Annotated in this window: 22 protein-coding genes; 15 read left to right on the forward strand and 7 right to left on the reverse strand. The window is 68.7% G+C overall.

Annotation, left to right across the window (positions count from 1 at the left end):
- Positions 1-48 precede the first annotated feature (48 nt).
- Positions 49-795 carry a DUF6065 family protein gene (locus tag AC07YH_RS24435; protein WP_494749500.1) on the reverse strand — a complete coding sequence of 249 codons (747 nt, stop codon included), beginning with the start codon at positions 793-795 and terminating at the stop codon, positions 49-51.
- A 77-nt stretch (positions 796-872) separates the two neighbouring features.
- Here AC07YH_RS24435 and AC07YH_RS24440 point away from each other — a divergent pair, with 77 nt between their 5' ends.
- The 4 genes from AC07YH_RS24440 to AC07YH_RS24455 all read left to right on the forward strand — a co-directional run bounded on the left by AC07YH_RS24440 (position 873) and on the right by AC07YH_RS24455 (position 3316).
- Positions 873-1379, forward strand: coding sequence for a prolyl-tRNA synthetase associated domain-containing protein (locus AC07YH_RS24440; RefSeq protein ID WP_494749501.1), 507 nt, complete (start codon positions 873-875; stop codon positions 1377-1379).
- A gap of 133 nt (positions 1380-1512) precedes the next feature.
- Entirely contained in the window at positions 1513-2409 is an 897-nt protein-coding gene (locus AC07YH_RS24445; protein WP_494749502.1) for a tetratricopeptide repeat protein, read from the forward strand.
- A 28-nt stretch (positions 2410-2437) separates the two neighbouring features.
- Positions 2438-3112, forward strand: a complete 675-nt coding sequence (locus tag AC07YH_RS24450) for an LON peptidase substrate-binding domain-containing protein (RefSeq protein WP_494749503.1) — start codon at positions 2438-2440, stop codon at positions 3110-3112.
- 9 nt (positions 3113-3121) lie between these two features.
- On the forward strand, positions 3122-3316 hold the full coding sequence (locus tag AC07YH_RS24455) for a Trm112 family protein (protein WP_494749504.1): 195 nt from the start codon (positions 3122-3124) through the stop codon (positions 3314-3316).
- A gap of 156 nt (positions 3317-3472) precedes the next feature.
- Here AC07YH_RS24455 and AC07YH_RS24460 read toward each other — a convergent pair whose 3' ends face one another.
- On the reverse strand, positions 3473-4723 hold the full coding sequence (locus AC07YH_RS24460) for a UbiH/UbiF/VisC/COQ6 family ubiquinone biosynthesis hydroxylase (RefSeq protein WP_494749505.1): 1251 nt from the start codon (positions 4721-4723) through the stop codon (positions 3473-3475).
- A 46-nt stretch (positions 4724-4769) separates the two neighbouring features.
- Positions 4770-5465 carry a MarC family protein gene (locus tag AC07YH_RS24465; RefSeq protein WP_494619621.1) on the reverse strand — a complete coding sequence of 232 codons (696 nt, stop codon included), beginning with the start codon at positions 5463-5465 and terminating at the stop codon, positions 4770-4772.
- 86 nt (positions 5466-5551) lie between these two features.
- Between AC07YH_RS24465 and pyrF the strand changes: the two genes are divergently transcribed.
- On the forward strand, positions 5552-6253 hold the full coding sequence (gene pyrF, locus AC07YH_RS24470) for an orotidine-5'-phosphate decarboxylase (RefSeq protein ID WP_494749506.1): 702 nt from the start codon (positions 5552-5554) through the stop codon (positions 6251-6253).
- Positions 6254-6407: 154 nt separating this feature from the next.
- Here pyrF and ggt read toward each other — a convergent pair whose 3' ends face one another.
- The gene (gene ggt / locus AC07YH_RS24475; RefSeq protein ID WP_494749507.1) at positions 6408-8084 is read right to left on the reverse strand and encodes a gamma-glutamyltransferase; all 1677 of its coding nucleotides are present in this window, start codon (positions 8082-8084) and stop codon (positions 6408-6410) included.
- Between the two features lie 116 nt (positions 8085-8200).
- Here ggt and AC07YH_RS24480 point away from each other — a divergent pair, with 116 nt between their 5' ends.
- From AC07YH_RS24480 to AC07YH_RS24500, 5 genes are read left to right on the forward strand one after another with little or no spacing between them, the layout of a single operon-like run.
- Positions 8201-8530 (forward strand): ArsR/SmtB family transcription factor, encoded by a 330-nt coding sequence (locus AC07YH_RS24480; RefSeq protein ID WP_494749508.1) that lies wholly within the window; start codon positions 8201-8203, stop codon positions 8528-8530.
- The gene (locus tag AC07YH_RS24485) at positions 8527-8946 is read left to right on the forward strand and encodes an SRPBCC family protein (RefSeq protein ID WP_494749509.1); all 420 of its coding nucleotides are present in this window, start codon (positions 8527-8529) and stop codon (positions 8944-8946) included. Before AC07YH_RS24480 ends, AC07YH_RS24485 begins: the two co-directional genes overlap by 4 nt.
- Complete coding sequence (locus tag AC07YH_RS24490) at positions 8943-9149, forward strand: hypothetical protein (protein WP_494749521.1); 207 nt, start codon at positions 8943-8945, stop codon at positions 9147-9149. Before AC07YH_RS24485 ends, AC07YH_RS24490 begins: the two co-directional genes overlap by 4 nt.
- Before the next feature lie 9 nt (positions 9150-9158).
- The gene (locus AC07YH_RS24495) at positions 9159-9566 is read left to right on the forward strand and encodes a DUF1801 domain-containing protein (RefSeq protein WP_494749510.1); all 408 of its coding nucleotides are present in this window, start codon (positions 9159-9161) and stop codon (positions 9564-9566) included.
- A 17-nt stretch (positions 9567-9583) separates the two neighbouring features.
- Positions 9584-9994 (forward strand): DUF1801 domain-containing protein, encoded by a 411-nt coding sequence (locus tag AC07YH_RS24500; RefSeq protein WP_494749511.1) that lies wholly within the window; start codon positions 9584-9586, stop codon positions 9992-9994.
- A gap of 13 nt (positions 9995-10007) precedes the next feature.
- On the opposite strand, the gene AC07YH_RS24505 is transcribed toward AC07YH_RS24500, so the two are convergent.
- The 3 genes from AC07YH_RS24505 to AC07YH_RS24515 form a co-directional block, all read right to left on the reverse strand.
- Positions 10008-13316 (reverse strand): ATP-binding protein, encoded by a 3309-nt coding sequence (locus tag AC07YH_RS24505; RefSeq protein WP_494749512.1) that lies wholly within the window; start codon positions 13314-13316, stop codon positions 10008-10010.
- Positions 13317-13543: 227 nt separating this feature from the next.
- Positions 13544-13975: an ester cyclase gene (locus AC07YH_RS24510; RefSeq protein WP_494749513.1), complete on the reverse strand. Its 432-nt coding sequence runs from the start codon at positions 13973-13975 to the stop codon at positions 13544-13546.
- Between the two features lie 39 nt (positions 13976-14014).
- Positions 14015-14263 carry a DUF1674 domain-containing protein gene (locus AC07YH_RS24515; protein WP_494749514.1) on the reverse strand — a complete coding sequence of 83 codons (249 nt, stop codon included), beginning with the start codon at positions 14261-14263 and terminating at the stop codon, positions 14015-14017.
- Between the two features lie 92 nt (positions 14264-14355).
- Between AC07YH_RS24515 and AC07YH_RS24520 the strand changes: the two genes are divergently transcribed.
- The 5 genes from AC07YH_RS24520 (at position 14356) to AC07YH_RS24540 (ending at position 19366) form a co-directional block, all read left to right on the forward strand.
- The gene (locus tag AC07YH_RS24520) at positions 14356-15636 is read left to right on the forward strand and encodes an RsmB/NOP family class I SAM-dependent RNA methyltransferase (protein ID WP_494749515.1); all 1281 of its coding nucleotides are present in this window, start codon (positions 14356-14358) and stop codon (positions 15634-15636) included.
- Positions 15637-15667: 31 nt separating this feature from the next.
- Entirely contained in the window at positions 15668-16327 is a 660-nt protein-coding gene (gene rpe, locus AC07YH_RS24525; RefSeq protein ID WP_494749516.1) for a ribulose-phosphate 3-epimerase, read from the forward strand.
- A 9-nt stretch (positions 16328-16336) separates the two neighbouring features.
- Positions 16337-18067 carry a heparinase II/III family protein gene (locus tag AC07YH_RS24530; protein WP_494749517.1) on the forward strand — a complete coding sequence of 577 codons (1731 nt, stop codon included), beginning with the start codon at positions 16337-16339 and terminating at the stop codon, positions 18065-18067.
- Between the two features lie 6 nt (positions 18068-18073).
- Positions 18074-18379: a hypothetical protein gene (locus AC07YH_RS24535; protein WP_494749518.1), complete on the forward strand. Its 306-nt coding sequence runs from the start codon at positions 18074-18076 to the stop codon at positions 18377-18379.
- A 138-nt stretch (positions 18380-18517) separates the two neighbouring features.
- Complete coding sequence (locus AC07YH_RS24540) at positions 18518-19366, forward strand: AbiJ-NTD4 domain-containing protein (RefSeq protein ID WP_494749519.1); 849 nt, start codon at positions 18518-18520, stop codon at positions 19364-19366.
- The last annotated feature ends 260 nt before the right edge of the window (positions 19367-19626 follow it).

A 19626-nucleotide genomic window follows, 5' to 3' on the forward strand; every position in this document is an offset into this window, starting at 1 on the left:
AGTATTTCTTTGCGAGATTGAAACATCATGCGGTCGCGCCGCCGCCCCCTAGGCCCCGACCTTCGGGGCCTTCATCCGGCGCTTGTTGACGTGGTGGCTGGGGGCCTCGGCCTGAATCTCCTCGGGGTATTCGCCCTTGAAGTAGAAGCGCTGCCAGGCCTCCTTGGTCGCCTCCGGGTCGCGCTTGAAGATCAGCTTGTTGAACTCCGTGCGCTTCTCGGCCCAGACGTCGTACTGGCGGCGCAGGTCGGTGTTGGAGTTCATCGAGCGGATCACCGGCTGGAAGGCCTCGATCGGCTTGTCCTGGATCGGCATGATGAAGCAGAAGGTCTCGCCCTTCTCGAACCGCACCGTGCCGGGACGGGTGAACATCCAGTTCATCGTGAAGGGGAACGGCAGCCAATCGGTCTCGATCACGCCGGCCAGCGGCTGGATGCCGTCCTTGATATGATTGGGCGGCCCCATGGTCATCAGCGACCAGCTGGGCGGGGTGCGGAACAGATAGCCGGTGTGGAAGGTCACCACGCCCCGGGTGAAGTGCGACTTCACGAAATCGGTGAAGCCTGGATAGGGGTGGTCAGGCTGGAACTTGATGCAGTCCTGATGCGCCCCGCCGTCCCAGGTCATCGAGAAGCCGACCGGACACAGGATGTCCCAGCCGGTGGTGTTGGCCATGGTCAGCGGCAGGCAACGATAGGGATGGCGGTCGGCGAAATGATCCATCCAGGCGCGCTGCGGGCGGCCCGGCACGATATCCGGCGGACGGTTCTCGGTGGGATAGCACTCCAGTTCCATGCCGGCCTTCGTCCTTGTTTTCCTACCCTGATGGTCAGGTCTAGCGCTCGCGCCCTTCCGCCGTCTAGTAGAGCCGCATGAAGACCCGCTCCGATCTCTTCGCCTTCTTCGACGCCCACGGCGTGAAGCACGCGACCCTCGACCACCCGCCGGTGTTCCGCGTCGAGGAAGGGCTGGAGATCAAGGCGGCCCTGCCCGGCGGTCACACCAAGAACCTGTTCCTCAAGGACGCCAAGGGCCAGCTGTGGCTGATCTCGGCCCTGGGCGAGACGACGATCGACCTGAAGAAGCTGCACCACGTGATCGGCTCGGGCCGGCTGTCGTTCGGCCCCGTCGAGATGATGGTCGAGACCCTGGGCGTGACGCCGGGCTCGGTAACGGCGTTCGGCCTGATCAACGACACCGAAAAGCGCCTGCGCTTCGTGCTCGACAAGGCCCTGGCGGACAGCGACCCGGTCAACTTCCACCCCCTGGGCAACGACGCCACCACGGCGGTGTCCCAGGCCGATTTCCGCAAGTTCCTGACAGCGCTGGGCGTGGAGCCGATGATCGTGGATTTCGCGGCGATGGAAGTGGTGGGCTAAGCCCCCTCAAACACCGCTCATCCCCGCTTTCGCGGGGATGAGCGGGTTGTGGGATGCGGAGCGTTGCGAAGATGGTCTCGAAGGACCATCTTGCCGCTTCGAGCGTTCCCACCTTGAGTACACGAGAGACCCGATGTCCCTGATCGGCGAAAAGCCCGCGCCTTCGAAGAGCGAACACATCAAGGACGGCACCGACGCCAGCTTCATGGCGGACGTGATCGAGGCCTCCAAGACCCAGCCCGTCATCGTCGACTTCTGGGCCACTTGGTGCGGCCCGTGCCGGCAGCTGACCCCGGCCCTGGAAAAGGTCGTCGGCGCCGCCAATGGCGCGGTCAAGCTGGTCAAGATCGACGTCGACGCCAATCCGGGCTTCGCCGGCCAGCTGCGCGTGCAGTCGATCCCGACCGTCTACGCCTTCGTCGATGGCCGCCCGGTGGACGCGTTCCAGGGCGCCCTGCCCGAGAGCCAGGTCAAGGCCTTCGTCGAGAAACTGGCCGGGGCCGAGGGCGCCAGCGCCATCGAGGAGCTGCTCGCCCTGGGCAAGGAATCGCTGGAGATCGGTGACATCGGCGGCGCGGCCCAGGCCTTCGCCCAGGCGCTGCAGACCGATCCGGAGAACATCAAGGCCCTGGGCGGCATGGCCCGCGCCTATCTGCTGAACGGCGACCTGGAGGGCGCGGCCGAAATCGTCGCCATGGCCCCGGCCGACGCCAAGGACCCCGACCTGGACGCCGCCCGCGCCGCGCTGGCGCTGGCCGAAGACGCCCCGTCCGAGACCGCCGAGTTCGACAAGCGCCTGGCCGCCGACCCCGACGACCACGAGGCCCGCTTCGAGCTGGCCAAGGCCCTGGCCGGGACCGGACGCCTGGACGCGGCCGCCGACCATCTTCTGACCATCATCGCCCGCGACCGTACGTGGAACGACGACGCGGCGCGCAAGCAGCTGCTGACGGTGTTCGAGGCGGCCGGTCCGACCTCGGAAGTGGCCAAGCAGGGCCGGCGCAAACTGTCGTCGATCCTGTTCAGCTAGGACAAAAACGAAGCAAAGGGAGCGCTGAATGGCGGCGGCCTACCGAAAGCTGAGCGACCTTCCGCTGGTGATCCCGGTGTTCCCGCTGGACGGGGTGCTGCTGCTGCCCGGCGGCCAGCTGCCGCTGAACATCTTCGAGCCGCGCTACCTGAACATGCTGGACGACGCCATGTCGGGCGAGCGGATCATCGGCATGATCCAGACCCGCCCGCACCAGGCCGCCGACAACCAGCGCCCGTCCCTGGCCCCCGTCGGCTGCGCCGGCCGGGTGACCAGCTTCGCCGAGACCAGCGACGGCCGCTACCTGATCACCCTGACCGGGGTCTGCCGCTTCCGGGCCGGTGACGAGCTGCCGGTGCGCACGCCCTACCGCCAGGTCCGCGCCGACTTCGCGCCCTATGAGCCCGACCTGCGCGAGGACGGCCCGGGCGGCACCCGCACCGCCGCCGATATCGACCGCTTGCTGAACGCTCTCCGCCGCTATCTCGACCATCGGGGCCTGGCCATCGACTGGACCGACGCCGAGAGCGCGCCCTCGGACGCCCTGATCAACAGCCTGGCCATGGCCCTGCCCTTCGACCCGATGGAAAAGCAGGCCCTGCTGGAGGCCGAGACCATCTTCGAGCGCAAGGCGACCCTGACCGCGCTGCTGGAGATCGACGCGGCCGCCGGGGACGATGACGAACCGCATTCGATCCAGTAGAGAGGCGTCATGACCCAAGACGCTCCCGCTCAGATCATCGACGTCGACCCGCGCCTGCTGGAAGTTCTGGTGTGCCCCGTGACGCGCGGCCCGCTGGAATACGACCGCGCCAAGGGCGAGCTGATCAGCCGCTCGGCCAAGCTGGCCTATCCGATCCGGGATGGCGTGCCGATCATGCTGCCGGAAGAGGCGCGGGAGCTCTAAGCTCAGCACAGGCCCCCACCTGACCTGCTTACGCAGGTCTGTCCGCCCCCAAACGGGGCGGAGAAGAAATGGCTTTCCCCCTCACCGGGAACACTCTCCTCCCCCTTTGGGGGAGGGGGACCGCCGAACGGCGGTGGAGGGGGACAGCGCCGCCCTCTAGAGGCTCACACCCCGCAGCAGCTTCGGCAGGTCACCCACCCCGCCGCCAGCCTCGTGCATGAAGAACCGTCGCGCCGGCGCGATCTGGTTGACCACCGCCAACCCAGCGCCCCGCACGACCCGCATCAGCGGATTATCGTTCGAGAACACCCGCACGAACGCGTCGAACGCCAGCGCATTGCTGACCGTGTCGAACCGCCGCCAGCGGACATAGCGCTCCAGCACCACCTCACTGCCGATGTCCTCGCCATTGCGAACGGCTTCGACCAGCACCTCGGCCAGGGCGGCGGCATCCTTCAGACCCAGGTTCAGGCCCTGCCCCGCGATCGGATGCACCCCATGCGCGGCGTCGCCGATCAAGGCCAGGCGCGGCGCTGCCATGCGCTCGGCCAGCGACAGCGACAGCGGATAGACGAAGGTCGGCCCCTCGATCGTGACCTCGCCCAGGAAGTCGCCGAACCGCCGCATCAGGTGGGCGTGGAAGGCTTCCTTCGAGGCGTTGCGCAGCGCCTCGCCGCGCGCGGTGCTCTCGGTCCAGACCAGGCTGGCGCGATTGTCGGTCAGCGGCAGGATGGCGAACGGGCCGCTGGGCAGGAAATATTCGTGGGCGACGCCCTCGTGCGGGCGCTGCATCCGCACGGTGCAGACGACGCCGCTCTGGCCATAGCCCCAGCCGATCTCGCCGATGCCGGCCGCCCGGCGCAGGACCGAGCCCCGGCCCTCGGCGCTGACCGCCAGCGGGGCCGACAGCACCCGGCCGTCGGACAGGGTGAGCTTCGCCGCGCCGGCCTCGACCGTCAGGGCCTTGGCCGCCATCGGCGCGATGACCGGAATGCCCTTGGCGATCACCGCCTGGGACAAGGCCGCGCGGATCTGGCGGTTCTCGATCAGATAGCCCAGCGGCTCGCCGTCGATGCGGCCGGAGATCTCGCTGCTATCAAAGCGCAGGAAGGCCGGCGAGGCCTTGCGGGCCGCGGCCCCGGGCGTGCGGCCGTCGGTGACCAGGATCTGCTCGATGCGCTGGGCGTGCGACGCCAGGGCCTCGCCCGCGCCGATCGTGCGCCACTGGCGGAAGCTGGAATAGGCGATCGCCGAGCTGCGCCCGTCGAAGGTCGGGGCCAGCTGGGCCTCGAACGGCTGGGGATCGACCAGCAGCGGCTTCAGGCCTCCGGAGGCCAAGGCCAGAGCCAGGGTCGAGCCGGCCATGCCGGCGCCGGCGATGATCACATCGGCATCGTGTGCGCGCATGGCGGGGATATGGGCTCCTGCGGCCAAGACTGTCCAGACCGCGCGGCTACTTAGCGGCCGCGTAGGGCGCCTTGGCGTCCTGGCGGACCAGGCCGCGCGTGGCGTCGCCGACGCCGATCAGCACGAACTGCACCGCCAGGGCGCAGAGGATCAGGCCCAGCACCCGCACCACGATGCTCATGCCGATCCGGCCCAGCACCTTGCTGATCAGCGGCGCGGCCCAGAACACCGCCACCATCACCAGCGACACCGCCGAGATCACCGCCACGCCCAGGCCCAGGCCCGCCCAGCCGAACGGCTTGGCCTCGGCGGCGTAGATGATCACGGTCGAGATCGCGCCCGGCCCGATCAGCAGCGGCATGGCGAACGGCACGATCAGGCGCTCGAAGCGCTTCTGGGCGTAGACCCGCGCCGACTGACCCTCGATCCCCTCGGCCGCGTCGGCGAACATGGTGGTGAAGTCGTCGCGCAGCATGTCCAGGCCCAGGATGAACAGGATCACCCCGCCGGCGATACGGAAGGCCGGCATCGAGATGCCGAAGAAGGCCAGCAGGCCCACGCCCGTGAAGAAGAAGAAGATCAGGAACGCGGCGACGAACAGGCCGATATAGACGGCGACCATTCGACGGCCGGCAGCGGCCGCGCCCAGGGTGGCGGCGGCGAACAACGGCACGTTGCCGATCGGGTCGATCAGGGCGAACAGCGCGACGAAGAAGTTGACGGCGAGTTTGGCCTCGGTCATTCGACGTCCTTACCTTTTGATCGCGCCGGAAACTTCGCCCTTCCTAGGGCGGACGATCACGCGCGCCAACCCCTGGGGGCAAAGACATGACCGCCGATCCGCGCCTGATCGTTCCGCTGGACCTGCCCACCACCGACGACGCCCGCCAGATGGTGGACCAGCTGGGCGACGCGGTGTCGTTCTACAAGATCGGCCTGGAGCTGCTGGCCAGCGACGGCATGACCCTGGCCCATGAGCTAAAGGCCTCGGGCAAGTCGATCTTCCTCGATTGGAAGCTGCACGACATCGGCGCGACCGTGGAGCGCTCGGCCCGGGTGCTGGCGCAAAGCGGCTGCGACCTGCTGACCGTCCACGCCGAGCCGCAGGTGATGAAGGCGGCGGTGAAGGCGCGCGGCGACTCGTCGTTGAAGATTCTGGCCGTCACGGTGCTGACCAGCCTGACCGACGCCGACCTCGTCGAGATGGGCTACAGCTTCAACGCCCACGACCTGGTCGAGCGCCGCGTGCGCCAGGCGATCGAGGCCGGCGTCGATGGCATCGTCTCGTCGCCGCACGAGGCGGCCATGGCTCGCGAGATTGCCAAAGAAGCCGGCAAGCCGGACTTCCTCATCGTCACCCCCGGCGTGCGCCCCGACTGGTCGGCCAAGAACGACCAGGCCCGCGCCGCTGCGCCCGCCGACGCCATCCGCGCCGGCGCCAGCCACCTCGTCTGCGGCCGCCCGATCACGGCGGCGAACGACCCGCGCGAGGCGGCGCTGAAGGTGGTGGCGGAGATCAGTGGGCTGTAGCTCAGCACAGGCCCCCACCTGACCTGCTCGCGCAGGTCTGTCCGCCCCCAAACGGGGCGGAGAGTTAACCTCCGCCCTTGCGGGGTGGGCTCTCCTCCCCCTCTTGGGGGAGGGGGACCGGCAAACGCCGGTGGAGGGGGCCAGCGCCGCCGCTCTACTTCACCACCAGCGCCACGCCCCGCGCCCGGGGGTCCGCCTCCGGCACGGGCGTCTTGCCCACCACCTGGATCGCCTCCATGTCGCCGCTGAAGTCCTCGACCCACTTGTAGCCGCGCCCCTCCAGCGCCGTCTTCAAACCGGCCGACGGCGGCGCGGACGGCTCGTAGAAGATCACGTTCTCCGGCAGCAGTTGGTGGTGGAAGCGCGGGGCCTTCTGGGCCGCCTTCAGGCTGAGGTCGAAGTCGTAGACATTGGCCAGCACCTGGAACACCCAGGTGAAGATCCGCGAGCCCCCCGGCGTGCCGATGACCATGGCCGGCTTGCCGTCCTTGACCAGGATGGTCGGGGTCATCGAGGACAAGGGCCGCTTATGCGGCGCGATGGCGTTGGCGGTCCCGCCGACCACGCCGAACATGTTGGGCGCGCCGGGCTTGGCCGAGAAGTCGTCCATCTCGTCGTTGAGGATGAAGCCCGCCCCCTCGACCACCACGCCCGAGCCGAACCAGCCGTTCAGCGTATAGGTGTTGGAGACGGCGTTGCCCCACTTGTCGACGATGGAGAAGTGGGTGGTCTGCGGCTTCTCCAGGCCCGGGACCACCGCCTTGGTGGCTGACGGCTTGTCCGGATCGACCTCGGCCGCGCGCATGGCGACATAAGCGGGGTTGATGAGGTTCGACACCGGGACCTTCACGAAGTCCGGATCGCCCAGATACTCCGCGCGGTCGGCGTAGACGCGCTTTTCGATCTCGGCCAGCAGGTGGACGTACTGCGGTTCGTTGAGGGCGACGCCCTTGAACCTCGGCGCCAGGTCCTGCTTCATCAGCAGCATCTGCATCAGGGCGACGCCACCCGAACTGGGCGGCGGGGCGGTGATGACGTCGTAGCCGCGCCACTTGGCGGTGATCGGCGCGCGCCAGACGGCCTTGTACGCGGCCAGATCGGCCTTGGTGATCAGGCCCTTGGGTCCCCGCTGCATCTGGGCGACCAGCAGGTCGGCGGTCTTGCCCTCGTAGAACTCGCGGTCGCCGCCCTTGGCGATGCGGTCCAGCGTGGCGGCAAGGTCCGGCTGCTTGAACAGCGTCCCGGCCTTGCGAGGACCGAAGAACGTCTTGAAGTTGGTGCCCTTGAATTGCGGCGGGACCTCGCTGCTCAGCATGCCGGCGAACTGCGCGTTCACCTCGAAACCGTCGCGGGCGTAGCGGATGGCCGGGGCCAGGACCCGCGCCCAGGGCAGCTTGCCGAAGCGCTTGTGGGCCATGGCCAGGCCGCGCACCGTGCCGGGCGTGCCGGACGCGAGATTGCCGTACAGCGACAGGCCCTCGACCGGCTCGCCGTCCTTGCCCAGATACATGTCGGCCGAGGCCGCCGCCGGGGCCGTCTCGCGGTAGTCTAGGAAGTAGGGCTTGCCGCCGACATAGAGGGTCATGAACCCGCCGCCGCCCAGATTGCCGGCCTCGGGATAGGTGACAGCCAGGGCGAACCCAGTCGCCACCGCCGCATCGACCGCGTTGCCGCCGGCCTTGAGGATCTCCTGCGCCGCCAGCGCCCCGTAGCGGTCCGGCGAGGCCACGGCCCCGGCGGTGAGCACCGGGACAGGCTTGGCGGGTTTGGCGAAGGCCGGCGGAGCCAGCAGCAGCAGGGCGGTCGCGACGATCTTGGCGAGCAGGCGCAAGGGCGGTCTCCGGACGTGGGACAGCCACGCTAGCGGATCGCGGTCGGAGAACAACGCTCTTGACGCATCCATAACTCCAGAGTTATGAGAAAACCCATAACCACAGAGTTATTCGTTTGACCCCGCAACTTCCCCACGACCTGCTCTTCCGGACCCTCGCCGACCCCACCCGCCGGGCGCTGTTCGAGCGCCTGTGCCGGGACGGCGAGCAGACGGTCGGGGCGCTCACGGCCCAGGCCGGCGTGTCCCAACCCGCCGTCTCCAAGCACCTGGCCGCCCTCAAGCTGGCCGGGCTGGTGCGCGATCGGCAGGCCGGCCGCCAGACCCACTACACCGCCCAGCTCGGCGCCCTCGGGCCGCTGATCGACTGGACGAACCAGATGGCCGGCTTCTGGGAAGGCCGGTTCGACAGGCTGGAAGACCTGCTCAACAGGATGGACCAATGACCGAGACAAAAACTGTCGTCGTCGAGCGCGACATCGCCCACCCGCCCGCCAAGCTGTGGCGGGCCCTGACCCAGCCGCACCTGATCGCCGAATGGCTGATGGCCAACGACTTCGTCCCGACCGTCGGCCATCACTTCAAGCTCACCGGCGAATGGGGCGGCGTGCTGGACTGCGAGGTCCTGGCCATCGAGCCCGACCACAAGCTGGCCTACAGCTGGGACTTCGACCACGAGGACCCGGCCTATGCCCTCAAGAGCGTGGTCACCTTCACCCTGACCCCAACCGACGCCGGCACCCACCTGCGCATGGAGCAGGCCGGCTTCCGTCCCGACCAGAAGCAGGCCTTCGGCGGCGCCCACGCCGGCTGGAAGACCTTCTTCGACAAGCTGGAAATCACGCTGGAGAAGACCGCATGAGCCCGCTGATGCGCCAGCTGCATCGCTGGCTGTCGATCGCCTTCACCCTGGGGGTCATGGGCTACATGGCGGTGATGACGCAGGGCCAGCCGCCGGCCTGGGTTGGCCTTTTCGCCCTGATCCCGCTTATCCTGCTGCTGGTCAGCGGCCTCTATCTCTTCGTGCTGCCCTATGTGCTGAAGGCGCGGCGGGCCAAGGCATAAGGACGACTTATGAGCGAACCGGTCCTCCTGTCGGGCGGCAACCCCCAGATCCCCAAGGGCGATGGCGATGGACCGGTGCAGGCCTATATCGCCGCCATGCCGGGCTGGAAAAGCGCCGTCGGGGCCCGTCTCGACGCCCTGATCACCGCCGCGATCCCGGACGTGGTCAAGGCGGTGAAGTGGAACTCGCCGTTCTACGGAACCGGTGACAAGGCCTGGTTCCTGGCGATCCACGTCTATGCCCGCTACGTGAAGATCGCCTTCTTCCGGGGCGCGGCGCTGGACCCGCCGCCGCCCGTCGCCTCCAAGAAGGACACCGTGCGCTACCTGCACGTCTCCGAGGACGAACCCCTGGACGAGGACCAGTTCAGCGACTGGGTCCGCCAGGCCGCCCTCCTGCCTGGCGAACGCCTCTAGCGACACAAGGACACCTTATGAAAAGCACCCGCCCCGAGGACGTCGGCGTCCCCGCCTCCATCCTGATCGACCGCGCCATCGGCGAGCTCACCGACTGGCGCGGCCAGACCCTGGCCCGCATGCGCCAGCTGATCCATGAGGCCGATCCCGACGTGGTCGAGGAGTGGAAGTGGGGCAAGCCTGTGTGGTCGCACGACGGCCTGATCTGCACCGGCGAGGTCTACAAGAAGGTGGTCAAGACGACCTTCGCTCACGGCGCGGCGCTGGCCGATCCCAAGCCGCTGTTCAATTCCAGCCTGGAGGGCAATGTCCGCCGCGCCATCGACTTCCCGGAGGGCGCGGAGATCGACGCCGAGGCGTTCAAGGCCCTGTTCCGCGCCGCCGTCGCCTTCAACACCGCCAAGGCCAAGGGCAAGAAGAAGGCGTAAGGCGGCCGCCCGCTCAGCGTTCCGCCAGGCTGATCTTGGCCGACAGCGGCAAACGCATGAGGCAACGCAGCCCCTCGGGCAGGAACTGAAGCTCGGCCTGGCCGCCCAGTTCGCGCGGCAGGCCCTGTTCCAGGAGACGCGACCCAAAGCCCCGGCGGGGCGGGACGACCACGGCGGGGCCGCCCGTCTCGCGCCAGTCGATGACGATCTCGTCGCGATCCGGCCCCAGCGACCAGTCCACGGTCACGCGGCCGCCGGCCACCGACAGCGCGCCGTACTTGGTGGCGTTGGTCGCCAGTTCGTTGAACGCCATGCTGACCGTGACCGCCGCATTGGGACCCAGTCGAATCGGCGGCCCCGCCGGCGCCACCCGCGCCTGTTCGGCCTGCGGCAGATGCAGGCCGACCGTCCGCCGGATCACCTCGGCCAGGTCCGCGCCCTCCCAGGCGCTGGCCGTCAACAGCTCGTGGGCGCGTGACAGCGCGTGGATGCGGGCGATGAAGGTCTCGGCGAAGGCCTCGGGATCGCGGGTCCGCCTCAGGGTCTGGACGGCGATCGACTGGACGCTGGCCAGGGTGTTCTTGGCCCGATGGTCCACCTCGGCCAGCAGCAGTTTCTGGCGGGCCTCGGCCGCCTTGCGCTCGGTGATGTCGAGCGTGACGCCGGCCAGCCGGATCGGCCGCCCGTCCTCATAGGTCGCCCGCCCCCGCGCCAGCACCCAGCGCTCGGCTCCATCGTCGCCCGCGATGCGGTACTCGACATCCAGGTCCTGCCCCGTCGCGATGGCCTGCTGGACTGCGGCATGGCGGCGATCGCGGTCCTCGGGATGCACCCGCCGGACGATGTCGGCATAGTATTCGAACGGATCGGCGGGCCCCAGGCCGAACAGGCTGCGGAAACTGGGCGAGACGGCGATGCGGTCGCTCTCGATGTCCATTTCCCAGCCGCCCAGGCGTCCGGCCTCCAGCGCGAAGTCCAACTGGGCCTGGCTCTGCAGAAGGGCCGCTCGCCCGCGCTCGGCGACGAACTCGGCGCGCAGGTCCTGCTCGCGCCGCGCGGCCTGGAGGCGCTGCCGGCCCAGGCGCACGGCCCCATCGACCCGCGCCCGCAGCTCACGAGCGCTGAACGGCTTGACCAGATAGTCGTCGGCTCCGGCGGCCAGGCCCTCGACCCGCGCCTCCTCGCCCGCCCGCGCCGACAGCAGGATGACCAGCTGCCCCTCCAGCCTGGGCTCGGCCCGCACCGCCGCCAGCAGGCCAAAGCCGCTCAGGCCCGGCATCATCACGTCGCTGAGGATCAGGTCCGGCGGCGGGCCGTCCATCGCCGCCGCCAGGGCCGCATGACCGTCCGCGACGGCCCGCACCTCATAACCGCCGGCCTCCAGCAGGCGGCGGACATAGGCGCGCATGTCGGCGTTGTCGTCGGCCAGGACCACGCGCGGCCGCCCGTCGATCGCGGCCCCGACATCGTCGGCCGACCCGACGTCCGGCGCGGCCTTGGGCTCATCCGGCAGCCAACGCAGCGCCTCGGCGACGAAGGCCTCGGCGTGGATGCTGGTGTCGGTCAGGGCGTCGCGACGGGAGACCCGCTCACGCGGCAGATGGGCGGCACCCAGCGGCAGGCTGACCGTGAACACGCTGCCCTGGCCCAGGCGGCTGCGCACCGACACCGTCCCCCCGTGCAGCTTGGCCAGTTCCTCGACCAGGGCCAGGCCGATGCCGCTGCCTTCGTGGGTGCGGCCGCCCTGGCCCTCGATCCGATGGAAGCGCTCGAACACGCGCGGCAGTTCGGCCTCGGCGATGCCCAGGCCGGTGTCCTCGACACTCAGCGCCACCCGGCCGTCCGCTTGCAGCAACCGCACCGTGATCCCGCCCGCCAGCGTGAACTTGAAGGCGTTGGAGATCAGGTTCAGGACGATCTTCTCCCACATCTCGCGATCGACATTGACCGGCTGCGACAGGGGCGGGCAGTCGACCGTCAGGGTCAGGCCGGCGCGATCGCAGGCCGAGCGGAAGTTGCTGGCCAGCTCGGCGGTCAGGCCCGCCAGGTCGGTGGGCTGGAAGGCCGCCTTCGAACGCCCCGCCTCGACCCGCGAGAAGTCCAGCAGCGAATTGACCAGCTTGTGCAGGCGCATGGCGTTGCGGTGGGCCACGTCCAGGCGCTCGCGCTGGCCCGGCGACAGATCGTCGGCCTCCAGGGCGTCCTGGATCGGCCCCAGCATCAGGGTCAGAGGCGTGCGGAACTCGTGGCTGACGTTCGAGAAGAAGGCGGTCTTGGCCTGGTCCAGCGCCGCCAGGGCCTCGGCGCGCTGGCGGGCCTCCTCATAGGTGCGCGCGCTGGCCAACCCCGCGCCGATCGCCGCCGCCAGCAGGGCCAGGAAGGCGCGATAGGCCTCGTCCAGCGGCAGGCGCGAACTGGCGCCGACCATCATCAGGGCCTGAGGCCGAGGCGCGTCGGGCGTGGAGATGGCGAAGGCCAGGGCCGTGTGGGGCGCTTCCTCGTAGGGCCCGCGCGCCAGGCCCTCCGGCGGGGCGTCGAGGACCACCTCCAGCGGCTCGCGCGCCGTGGCCAGCCCCGCCACCGGCCAGGGCGAGGCGGAGCCCTCGGACAGGACCGGGAGCGCGATCGGATCGCCCTGCGCCAAGCCGACCGAGCCGGCCAGATGATAGTCGCCCGTCTGCGCATCCAGCGCGTACAGCAGCACGAACGGAAGGTCGAAGGCGTCATCGCCCAGGATCGTCCCGACGCTGTCGAAAACCTGGCGCGTGGCCTTCGCCTCGCCCAGGCCGGCGTTCAGGTCGCGCAGCAGCCGGGTGCGGCGCTCGCCCAGCATGCTGACCGTGGTCTCGGTGACGGGGTGGAACAGGCCGCCGATCTCGCCGCTCTCGTCGCGGATCGGGCTCAGCGAGAAGGTGAAGAAGGTCTCTTCCAGATAGCCGTTGCGGAACAGGAACATCCGCTGGTTCTCGAGGAACGAGGTCTCGCCGGCCAGGGCGTGGTGGAACGGCTGGCCGATCGCCGGCCAGGCCGAAGCCCAGGTCTTGGTGTAGGGCTCGCCCAAGGCCTGGGGGTGGGCCGCGCCGCAGACGACCTTGTAGCCGTCATTGTAGATCTGGCAGTGCTCGGGGCCCCAGATGATGTTGATCGGGAAGTTCGAGGCCAGGCACAGGCTGACCGTGGTGCGCAGGCTCTGGGGCCAGGTCTCGATCGACCCCAGCGGCGTCCTGGCCCAATCGGTCTCGCCGATCAGCCGCGCCATCGCGCCCCCTCCGGAGAGGAAGGCGGCGTCATCCGCGATCGAGGCGCCGTTCCGACTGCTCATGCAAGAGTCCGAGGCTGGCAAGAGTCCGAGGCTGGCTTGCCGCCCGGGAAAGCCCGGAGGCGGCCTTGCGGAAAGCGTATCGGTCGCTCCTATCGCGAGCAACGCCCGGTGAATGCGCGCACCGGCCTACGCGCTCAGCGCGAGTGTTGAGAATCGCCGTCCATCAAGGATTTCGGCGACTTAGCCGTGGCCAGGCCTGCGACGACTGGCCGCAGGCCATGACCTGCCTATCCCAGCTCCAGCGCCCGCAACACCGCGAACTGGTCGTAGTACGGCCGCTCGCAGATGATCTTGTCGCTCCCGGCCGCGAACTCGAAGCTGGCGGCCATGCGGATGCGGAAGGCCTTGCCGGTGGGCTCGGCGATACCGGTCGGCAGTCTCAAAGGGCCCAGGTGCGTGCCGGTCAGCCAGAACTCGACCAGGACCGTGTCGCCGGCATGGGCGATGGCGATGATCTCGTTGCCCTGGTCCGGGAACGGCGTGCGCGAGGCGGCGAAATAGCCGCGCACGGCGGCCTCGCCGTCGAACACGGTCCCGGGGCCGTGCATCTCGTAGCGAGGATGCTCGAAGGTGGCGATCACAGCGTCCCAGTCGTGGACGCACTCCAGCGCCATGTGGTCGCGCACCACCTGCAGGCGTTTTTCGGCCAGGTCTTCCAAGACGTTCGCTCCCTTATGTTTTTCGGGAGCCTGCCAGTCTCAGAAGTCGACCGCCACGCCCTTCTTCTCCCAGTCGCCGAAGCGCGTCGGCTCGGGGCCTTCGCGGCCGCCCTGTTCCGGCGGCAGGTGCAGCGCGGCATCGGCCGCGCGACGGGCGGCGGCCTCTTCCAGGGCGCGGCGAGCGGCGGGGCTCAGCGTCTTGCCTGGCGCGGCGCCCAAAACGTCTGCTTGGGGGACCTCGGAAGGGGCGATTTCTGGCGGCTGGGACGCGTTCGAGGGCTCGGACATGGGCGGATTCTAGCATTTTTCGTCCGCCTCGCCGCGCGATTTTTCCGCGAAGACGCTTGCGCTAGCCCTCGCCTTTGAGGCACGGCGAGGCGGTGACTCAAGAACTCAACGACGGTCTCCCCGCCCGGGAGGCCGCTCTGAACCTTATCGAGGCGGCGCTTTCGCGTCGCGGCGGCATCGACGAAGCCGCGTCGGCCAACGGTTTCCGCTTCCTGGAGCCGCGTGAGCGCGCTTTCGCGCGGGCGCTGGCCATGGCCGTGCTGCGCCATCTCGGCCCCATCGACCGCGCCCTGACCGCCCGCCTGCAGAAGGCCCCGCCGGACCGGGTGATGAACCTGCTGCGCCTCGGCGCCGCCCAGGCCTTCCACCTGGAGGTGCCGGCCTTCGCCGCCGTGGCCACCTCGGTCGAGCTGGCCGGCGCCAACAAGGCCAGCCGTCCGTTCAAGGGCCTGGTCAACGCGGTGCTGCGCGGGCTGCTGCGCGACGGCGAGCCGGCCAATGATCCTACCCTGCTGGCCCCGCCCTGGCTCTATGCCCGCTGGGTCGCCGCGTTCGGCGAGGCCACGGCCCGCGAGATCGCCGCCCAGATCGCCATCGAGCCCGCCACCGACCTCTCTCTGAAGCCGTCGGCCGACGCCGCCGCCCTGGCCGAGGAACTGGAAGCCGAGATCCTCGACGGCGGGACCCTGCGCGTGCGCCGCAAGGGCGACGTCGCCGCCTGGCCGGCCTTCGAGGACGGGACCTGGTGGGTGCAGGACGCCGCCGCCGCCATCCCCGCCCGCCTGCTGGGCGTCAAGGCCGGCGACAAGGTGCTCGACCTCTGCGCCGCGCCCGGCGGCAAGACCTTGCAGCTGGCCGCCGCCGGCGCCGAGGTCGTGGCCCTGGACCGCTCGGCCGCCCGCCTCAAGCGCGTGGGCGAGAACCTGGAGCGGATGCATCTGGCCGCCGAGATCGTCGCCGCCGACGCGGCCGTCTGGGAGGACGACCGGATCTTCGACGCCATCCTGCTGGACGCGCCCTGCTCGGCGACCGGCACCTTCCGCCGCCATCCGGACGTGCTGTGGGCCGCTCGCCCCAGCGACGTCGCCAGCCTGGCCGGCGTGCAGTCCAAGATCCTCGACAGCGCCGCCGATCGCCTCAAGCCGGGCGGGCGCCTCGTCTACACCGTCTGCTCCCTCGAGCCGGAAGAAGGCGAGGCCCAGGTCGAGGCCTTCCTGGCGCGCCGCAAGGACATGGTGCTGGAGCCGATCACCGCCGGCGAAGGCGGCTCGCCCGAAGCCAGCCTGACGGCGCGCGGGACCCTGCGCCTGCTGCCGCATCACCGCGACGGCGGCCAGGACGGTTTCTTCGCGGCAAGATTCCGCAAGGGCTGACAGATCGGCTCGACGCGGTTATCCCAGGACCATGACCGCGCCGATCATCGCCCCCTCCATCCTCGCCTCCGACTTCGCCAAGCTGGGCGAAGAAGTCGCCGCCATCGAGTCGGCCGGCGCCGACTGGGTGCATGTCGACGTGATGGACGGTCACTTCGTACCCAACATCACGCTGGGCCCGGACATCGTCAAAGCCATCCGGCCGCACGCCAAGATCCCGTTCGACGTGCACCTGATGATCAGCCCCGCTGACCCTTACCTTGAAGCGTTTCGCGCCGCTGGCGCGGACCTGATCAGCATCCACCCCGAAGCCGGCCCGCACCTGCACCGCTCGCTGAAGCGCATCCGCGAGCTGGGGGCCAAGGCCGGCGTGGTGTTCAACCCGTCGACCAGCCTCGACCACGTCGAGTGGATCCTCGAGGACGTCGATCTGCTGCTGGTCATGTCGGTCAATCCCGGCTTCGGCGGCCAGAGCTTCATCCCCGGCCAGCTGCGCAAGGTCGAAGCCCTGCGCAAGCTCGTGGACAAGGCTGGGCTCGACATCATCATCGAGGTCGACGGCGGCGTGACCCCGACGACCGCCCCGCAGTGCGTCGCGGCCGGGGCCACGGCCCTCGTCGCCGGCTCGGCGGTGTTCAAGGGCGGCCCGGCGGCCTATGCCGACAACATCCGCGCGCTGAAGGGCGGCTGACCCCACACGATGGCCGTCAAGCGTTCCGCCAGCGGCTCGAAGTTCCCCGCCTCCCCAAAAGGCGGCGGCCTCCTATGGAAAGCCGTCGGCGCCGAGATCTCCGGCCATGTCGCCCGCGAGTGGTACGGCGCGGGCCCGCACCGCCTGACCCTGGCCTTCCCGCGCCCCGAGGGCCTGTCGGCCCGCCCCCACGATCCGCGCCCGACCGATCCCGAGCACGGCAGGAAGATCCTCACCGGCGTGCTGACCCTGGACGGCGGCACGCTGCGGATGGGCGCGGACGGCGACCCGTTCGACACCGCCAGCCCCTCGCGCCGCTACGCCATCAGCCTGCACCGCTTCGACTGGCTGCCGGACCTGGCCGCCGCCGGCTCGGACGGCGCCCGCCGATCTTTGCGCCTGCTCGACGACTGGCGGCGGGTGTTCGGCAAGTGGAACGCCTTCTCCTGGGGTCCCGAGTGCCTGGAGCGGCGGGTCTTCCACCTGGCCTGCGCCGCCAAGACCCTGGCCGCCGAGGGCAGCGACGCCGAGATCGCCGACCTGTGCCTGGACCTGGCCCGCCAGGCCCGCCACCTCATTGAGATCGGCAAGAGCCCCGAGCGGGCCCTGGAGCGCGCCGCCGTCGCCGCCCTGGCCGGCTGCGTCCTGGCCGGCAAGCCCGGCGAGCGGCTGATCGACAAGGGCCTCAAAGCCCTGCTCCGCCACCTCGACAGGATGGTCCTCCCGGACGGCGGCCACGCCACGCGCAGCCCCGAGGCCGGCGTCGAGCTCTTGTTCGACCTGCTGACCCTGGACGACGCCCTGGGCCAGCGCGGCCGCCCCAGCCCCGAGGCGCTCTCCCGCGCCATCGACCGCCTCTCCACGGCCACCCGGTTCTTCACCCTCGGCGACGGCCATCTGGCGGCCTTCCATGGCGGCGAGGCCATCGCCCCGCAGCGCATCGCCGCCGCCCTGGCCCACGACGACAGCGGCCCGCGCCCGCTGAACGCCGCGCCGCACAGCGGCTATCACAAGATGATCGGCGGCAGCATCGAGGTCATCGCCGACTGCGGCGCGCCGCCCGCCGGCCCGCTCTCGGTCGCGGCCTGCGCCCAGCCGGCCGCCGTCGAGATCGTCTGCGCCAAGGACCGCCTGATCACCAGCTGCGGCTGGAGCCCCGAGGCCACCGGCGCCAACGCCTTCCGCCTCTCGGACGCGGCCTCCACCGTCTCGGTCGGCGACGGCTCGGCCGGCCGGCCGCTCTCGGGCTTCAAGGCCCGCGCGCTGGGCCCCTGGCTGGTCGACGGCGCGCAAGCGGTCGACGCCAAGCGCCACGACGACGTCGGCGGCGTCTGGCTGGACATCGTCCACGACGGCTGGCGCCATGCCGGCCTGCAGCACGCCCGCCGCCTGTTCCTCGACGCCGTCAATGACGAGCTGCGCGGCGAGGACAGCCTCACCCCCTTCAACGCCGCCGCCGATCCGAACGGTCCGCGCCGCTACCTGCCCTTCGCGGTGCGCTTCCACCTCCACCCCGAGGCCCGCGCCTCGATCGCCCGCGACGGCAAGAGCGTCCTGATCCGAGGCCCCAGCAACATCGGCTGGTGGCTGCGCAACGACGCCGTCGACGTCGAGATCGCCCCCACCGCCCACTTCGACCACGGCTTGGCCCGCAAGGCCGGCCAGATCGTGCTGAAGAGCCAGGTGCGCCCCGAGGTCGGGGCCAAGATCCGCTGGAAACTGACCCGGGCGGAGGGCTAAGGGCCGATGGGCTTCTCCCGCAGACTGCCGCAGGACCCCGGCCGCACGCATCACGCCCCGGAATATACCGACGACGAGGTGTCGGAGGTGATCGCCGCGTTGCGAGCGGACGCGCCGGAGGTCCTGGCGGTGCTGGAACGCGAGGCGCGCGCGCCGGGGAGCGTGGTGTCGGGGGACTATGACGACGCCTACGACCGGATGCTGACGTACCTGTTCGAGCACGGGTACGTGCACACGCACATCGAGATGGCGATGGTGTTTAAGGCGGTGCGGGAGAGGGTTAAGCTGGGAGCTGATTACCCCGAGGGGTGAGTAAATATCCAGAGCACGTTGATGTAGGTTGGAGATAGGACAGGAACTGAGCCCGACCAAGCGAACTCACTACAGTTCCAGAGACTCAGCTATGCTGCCTTAGAAATTAAGTTTGGCGGTCCGAGCCCGGAGGCTAGCTTGTCAGAAGCTCAAAATCTCACCTTTACTCAGCGCAATGGCTTGTCCGCCCTGCCTCAGCAGTTGGCATTAGGTCAGACTTCACAGAAGTTCATCGCTTTAATTTGGGGAGCGATTTACAGTGACATGCGAAGCGATGTTGAAAGTAGCTACTACAGTAGTTATTTTGGTAGTCGATGGAAGTCTATAATATACGATTTTAACATCGAATTCTTGAGTAATACGAATCCTCAGTCAATAAATTATGACGTGGACGATTTTGCGTCATTTTTTGAGAAATGTATAAAGCAAAGTAATTTTGGGCCTGTGTTTGATATAATAGAATATATATTAAATCATGGCAGCATAGCGACCTCTACAAAGTCGAAAATTAGGTCCGCGTTCGAGAAAAGCCACTTGGCTTACCGCGCACTAGGCGACAACACCATTATTGCTGTCGGAACAGCTGAGCAGGCGCATGCGGTGCAAAATGCGCTTGATGTTTCGTCGAGTTCATCCCTCGGAACATTTTCACATCTAAAATCTGCTGCTGCAGCGCTAGCCCACGAAAACTGGGCGCTTAGTGTACGCGAGAGCATAACCGCCGTGGAGGCGGCAGCAAGGTTCGTAGCGGGCGACAGCGCGACTCTGGGAGACGCCCTAAAGGAGCTGGGAAAGAGAAACGTAATCAATCCGCAATTGAAATCAGCGCTAGAAAAACTCTATGCCTATACAAACGCCGAAGGCGGGATACGTCATGCAAATATTTTCTCCGACAAGCCAAACGTAAATGAAGATGATGCGCTATTTATGCTTGGCGCGTGTGCATCATTTGTAACGTTCATGTTGTCAAAATACTCCGCTGACTAAACAGCTTTAACTAGGCGCGCCTTCGGGGCCAGAGCCCGCCTTACATCTCTTGGAGGCTGCGGCGTGCTGGGCTGGAGGGGTTGGTCCGCCGACACCGCCCTCCAGGCGGCCGCGCAGCGGCGATGCGGAGCGTCGTCCTTGAGGAAGCCCTCCAGGCCGGCGATCGTGGAGCCGGGGACGTGAGGGCGCGCTGGTGTGAGGTGGGCGGCGGGTCCATCCACTTCAAAAACATCCCGTCATTCCCGCCCTTGTGGCGGGAA

Source organism: Caulobacter sp. GW456-12-1-14-TSB4 (assembly GCF_059424195.1).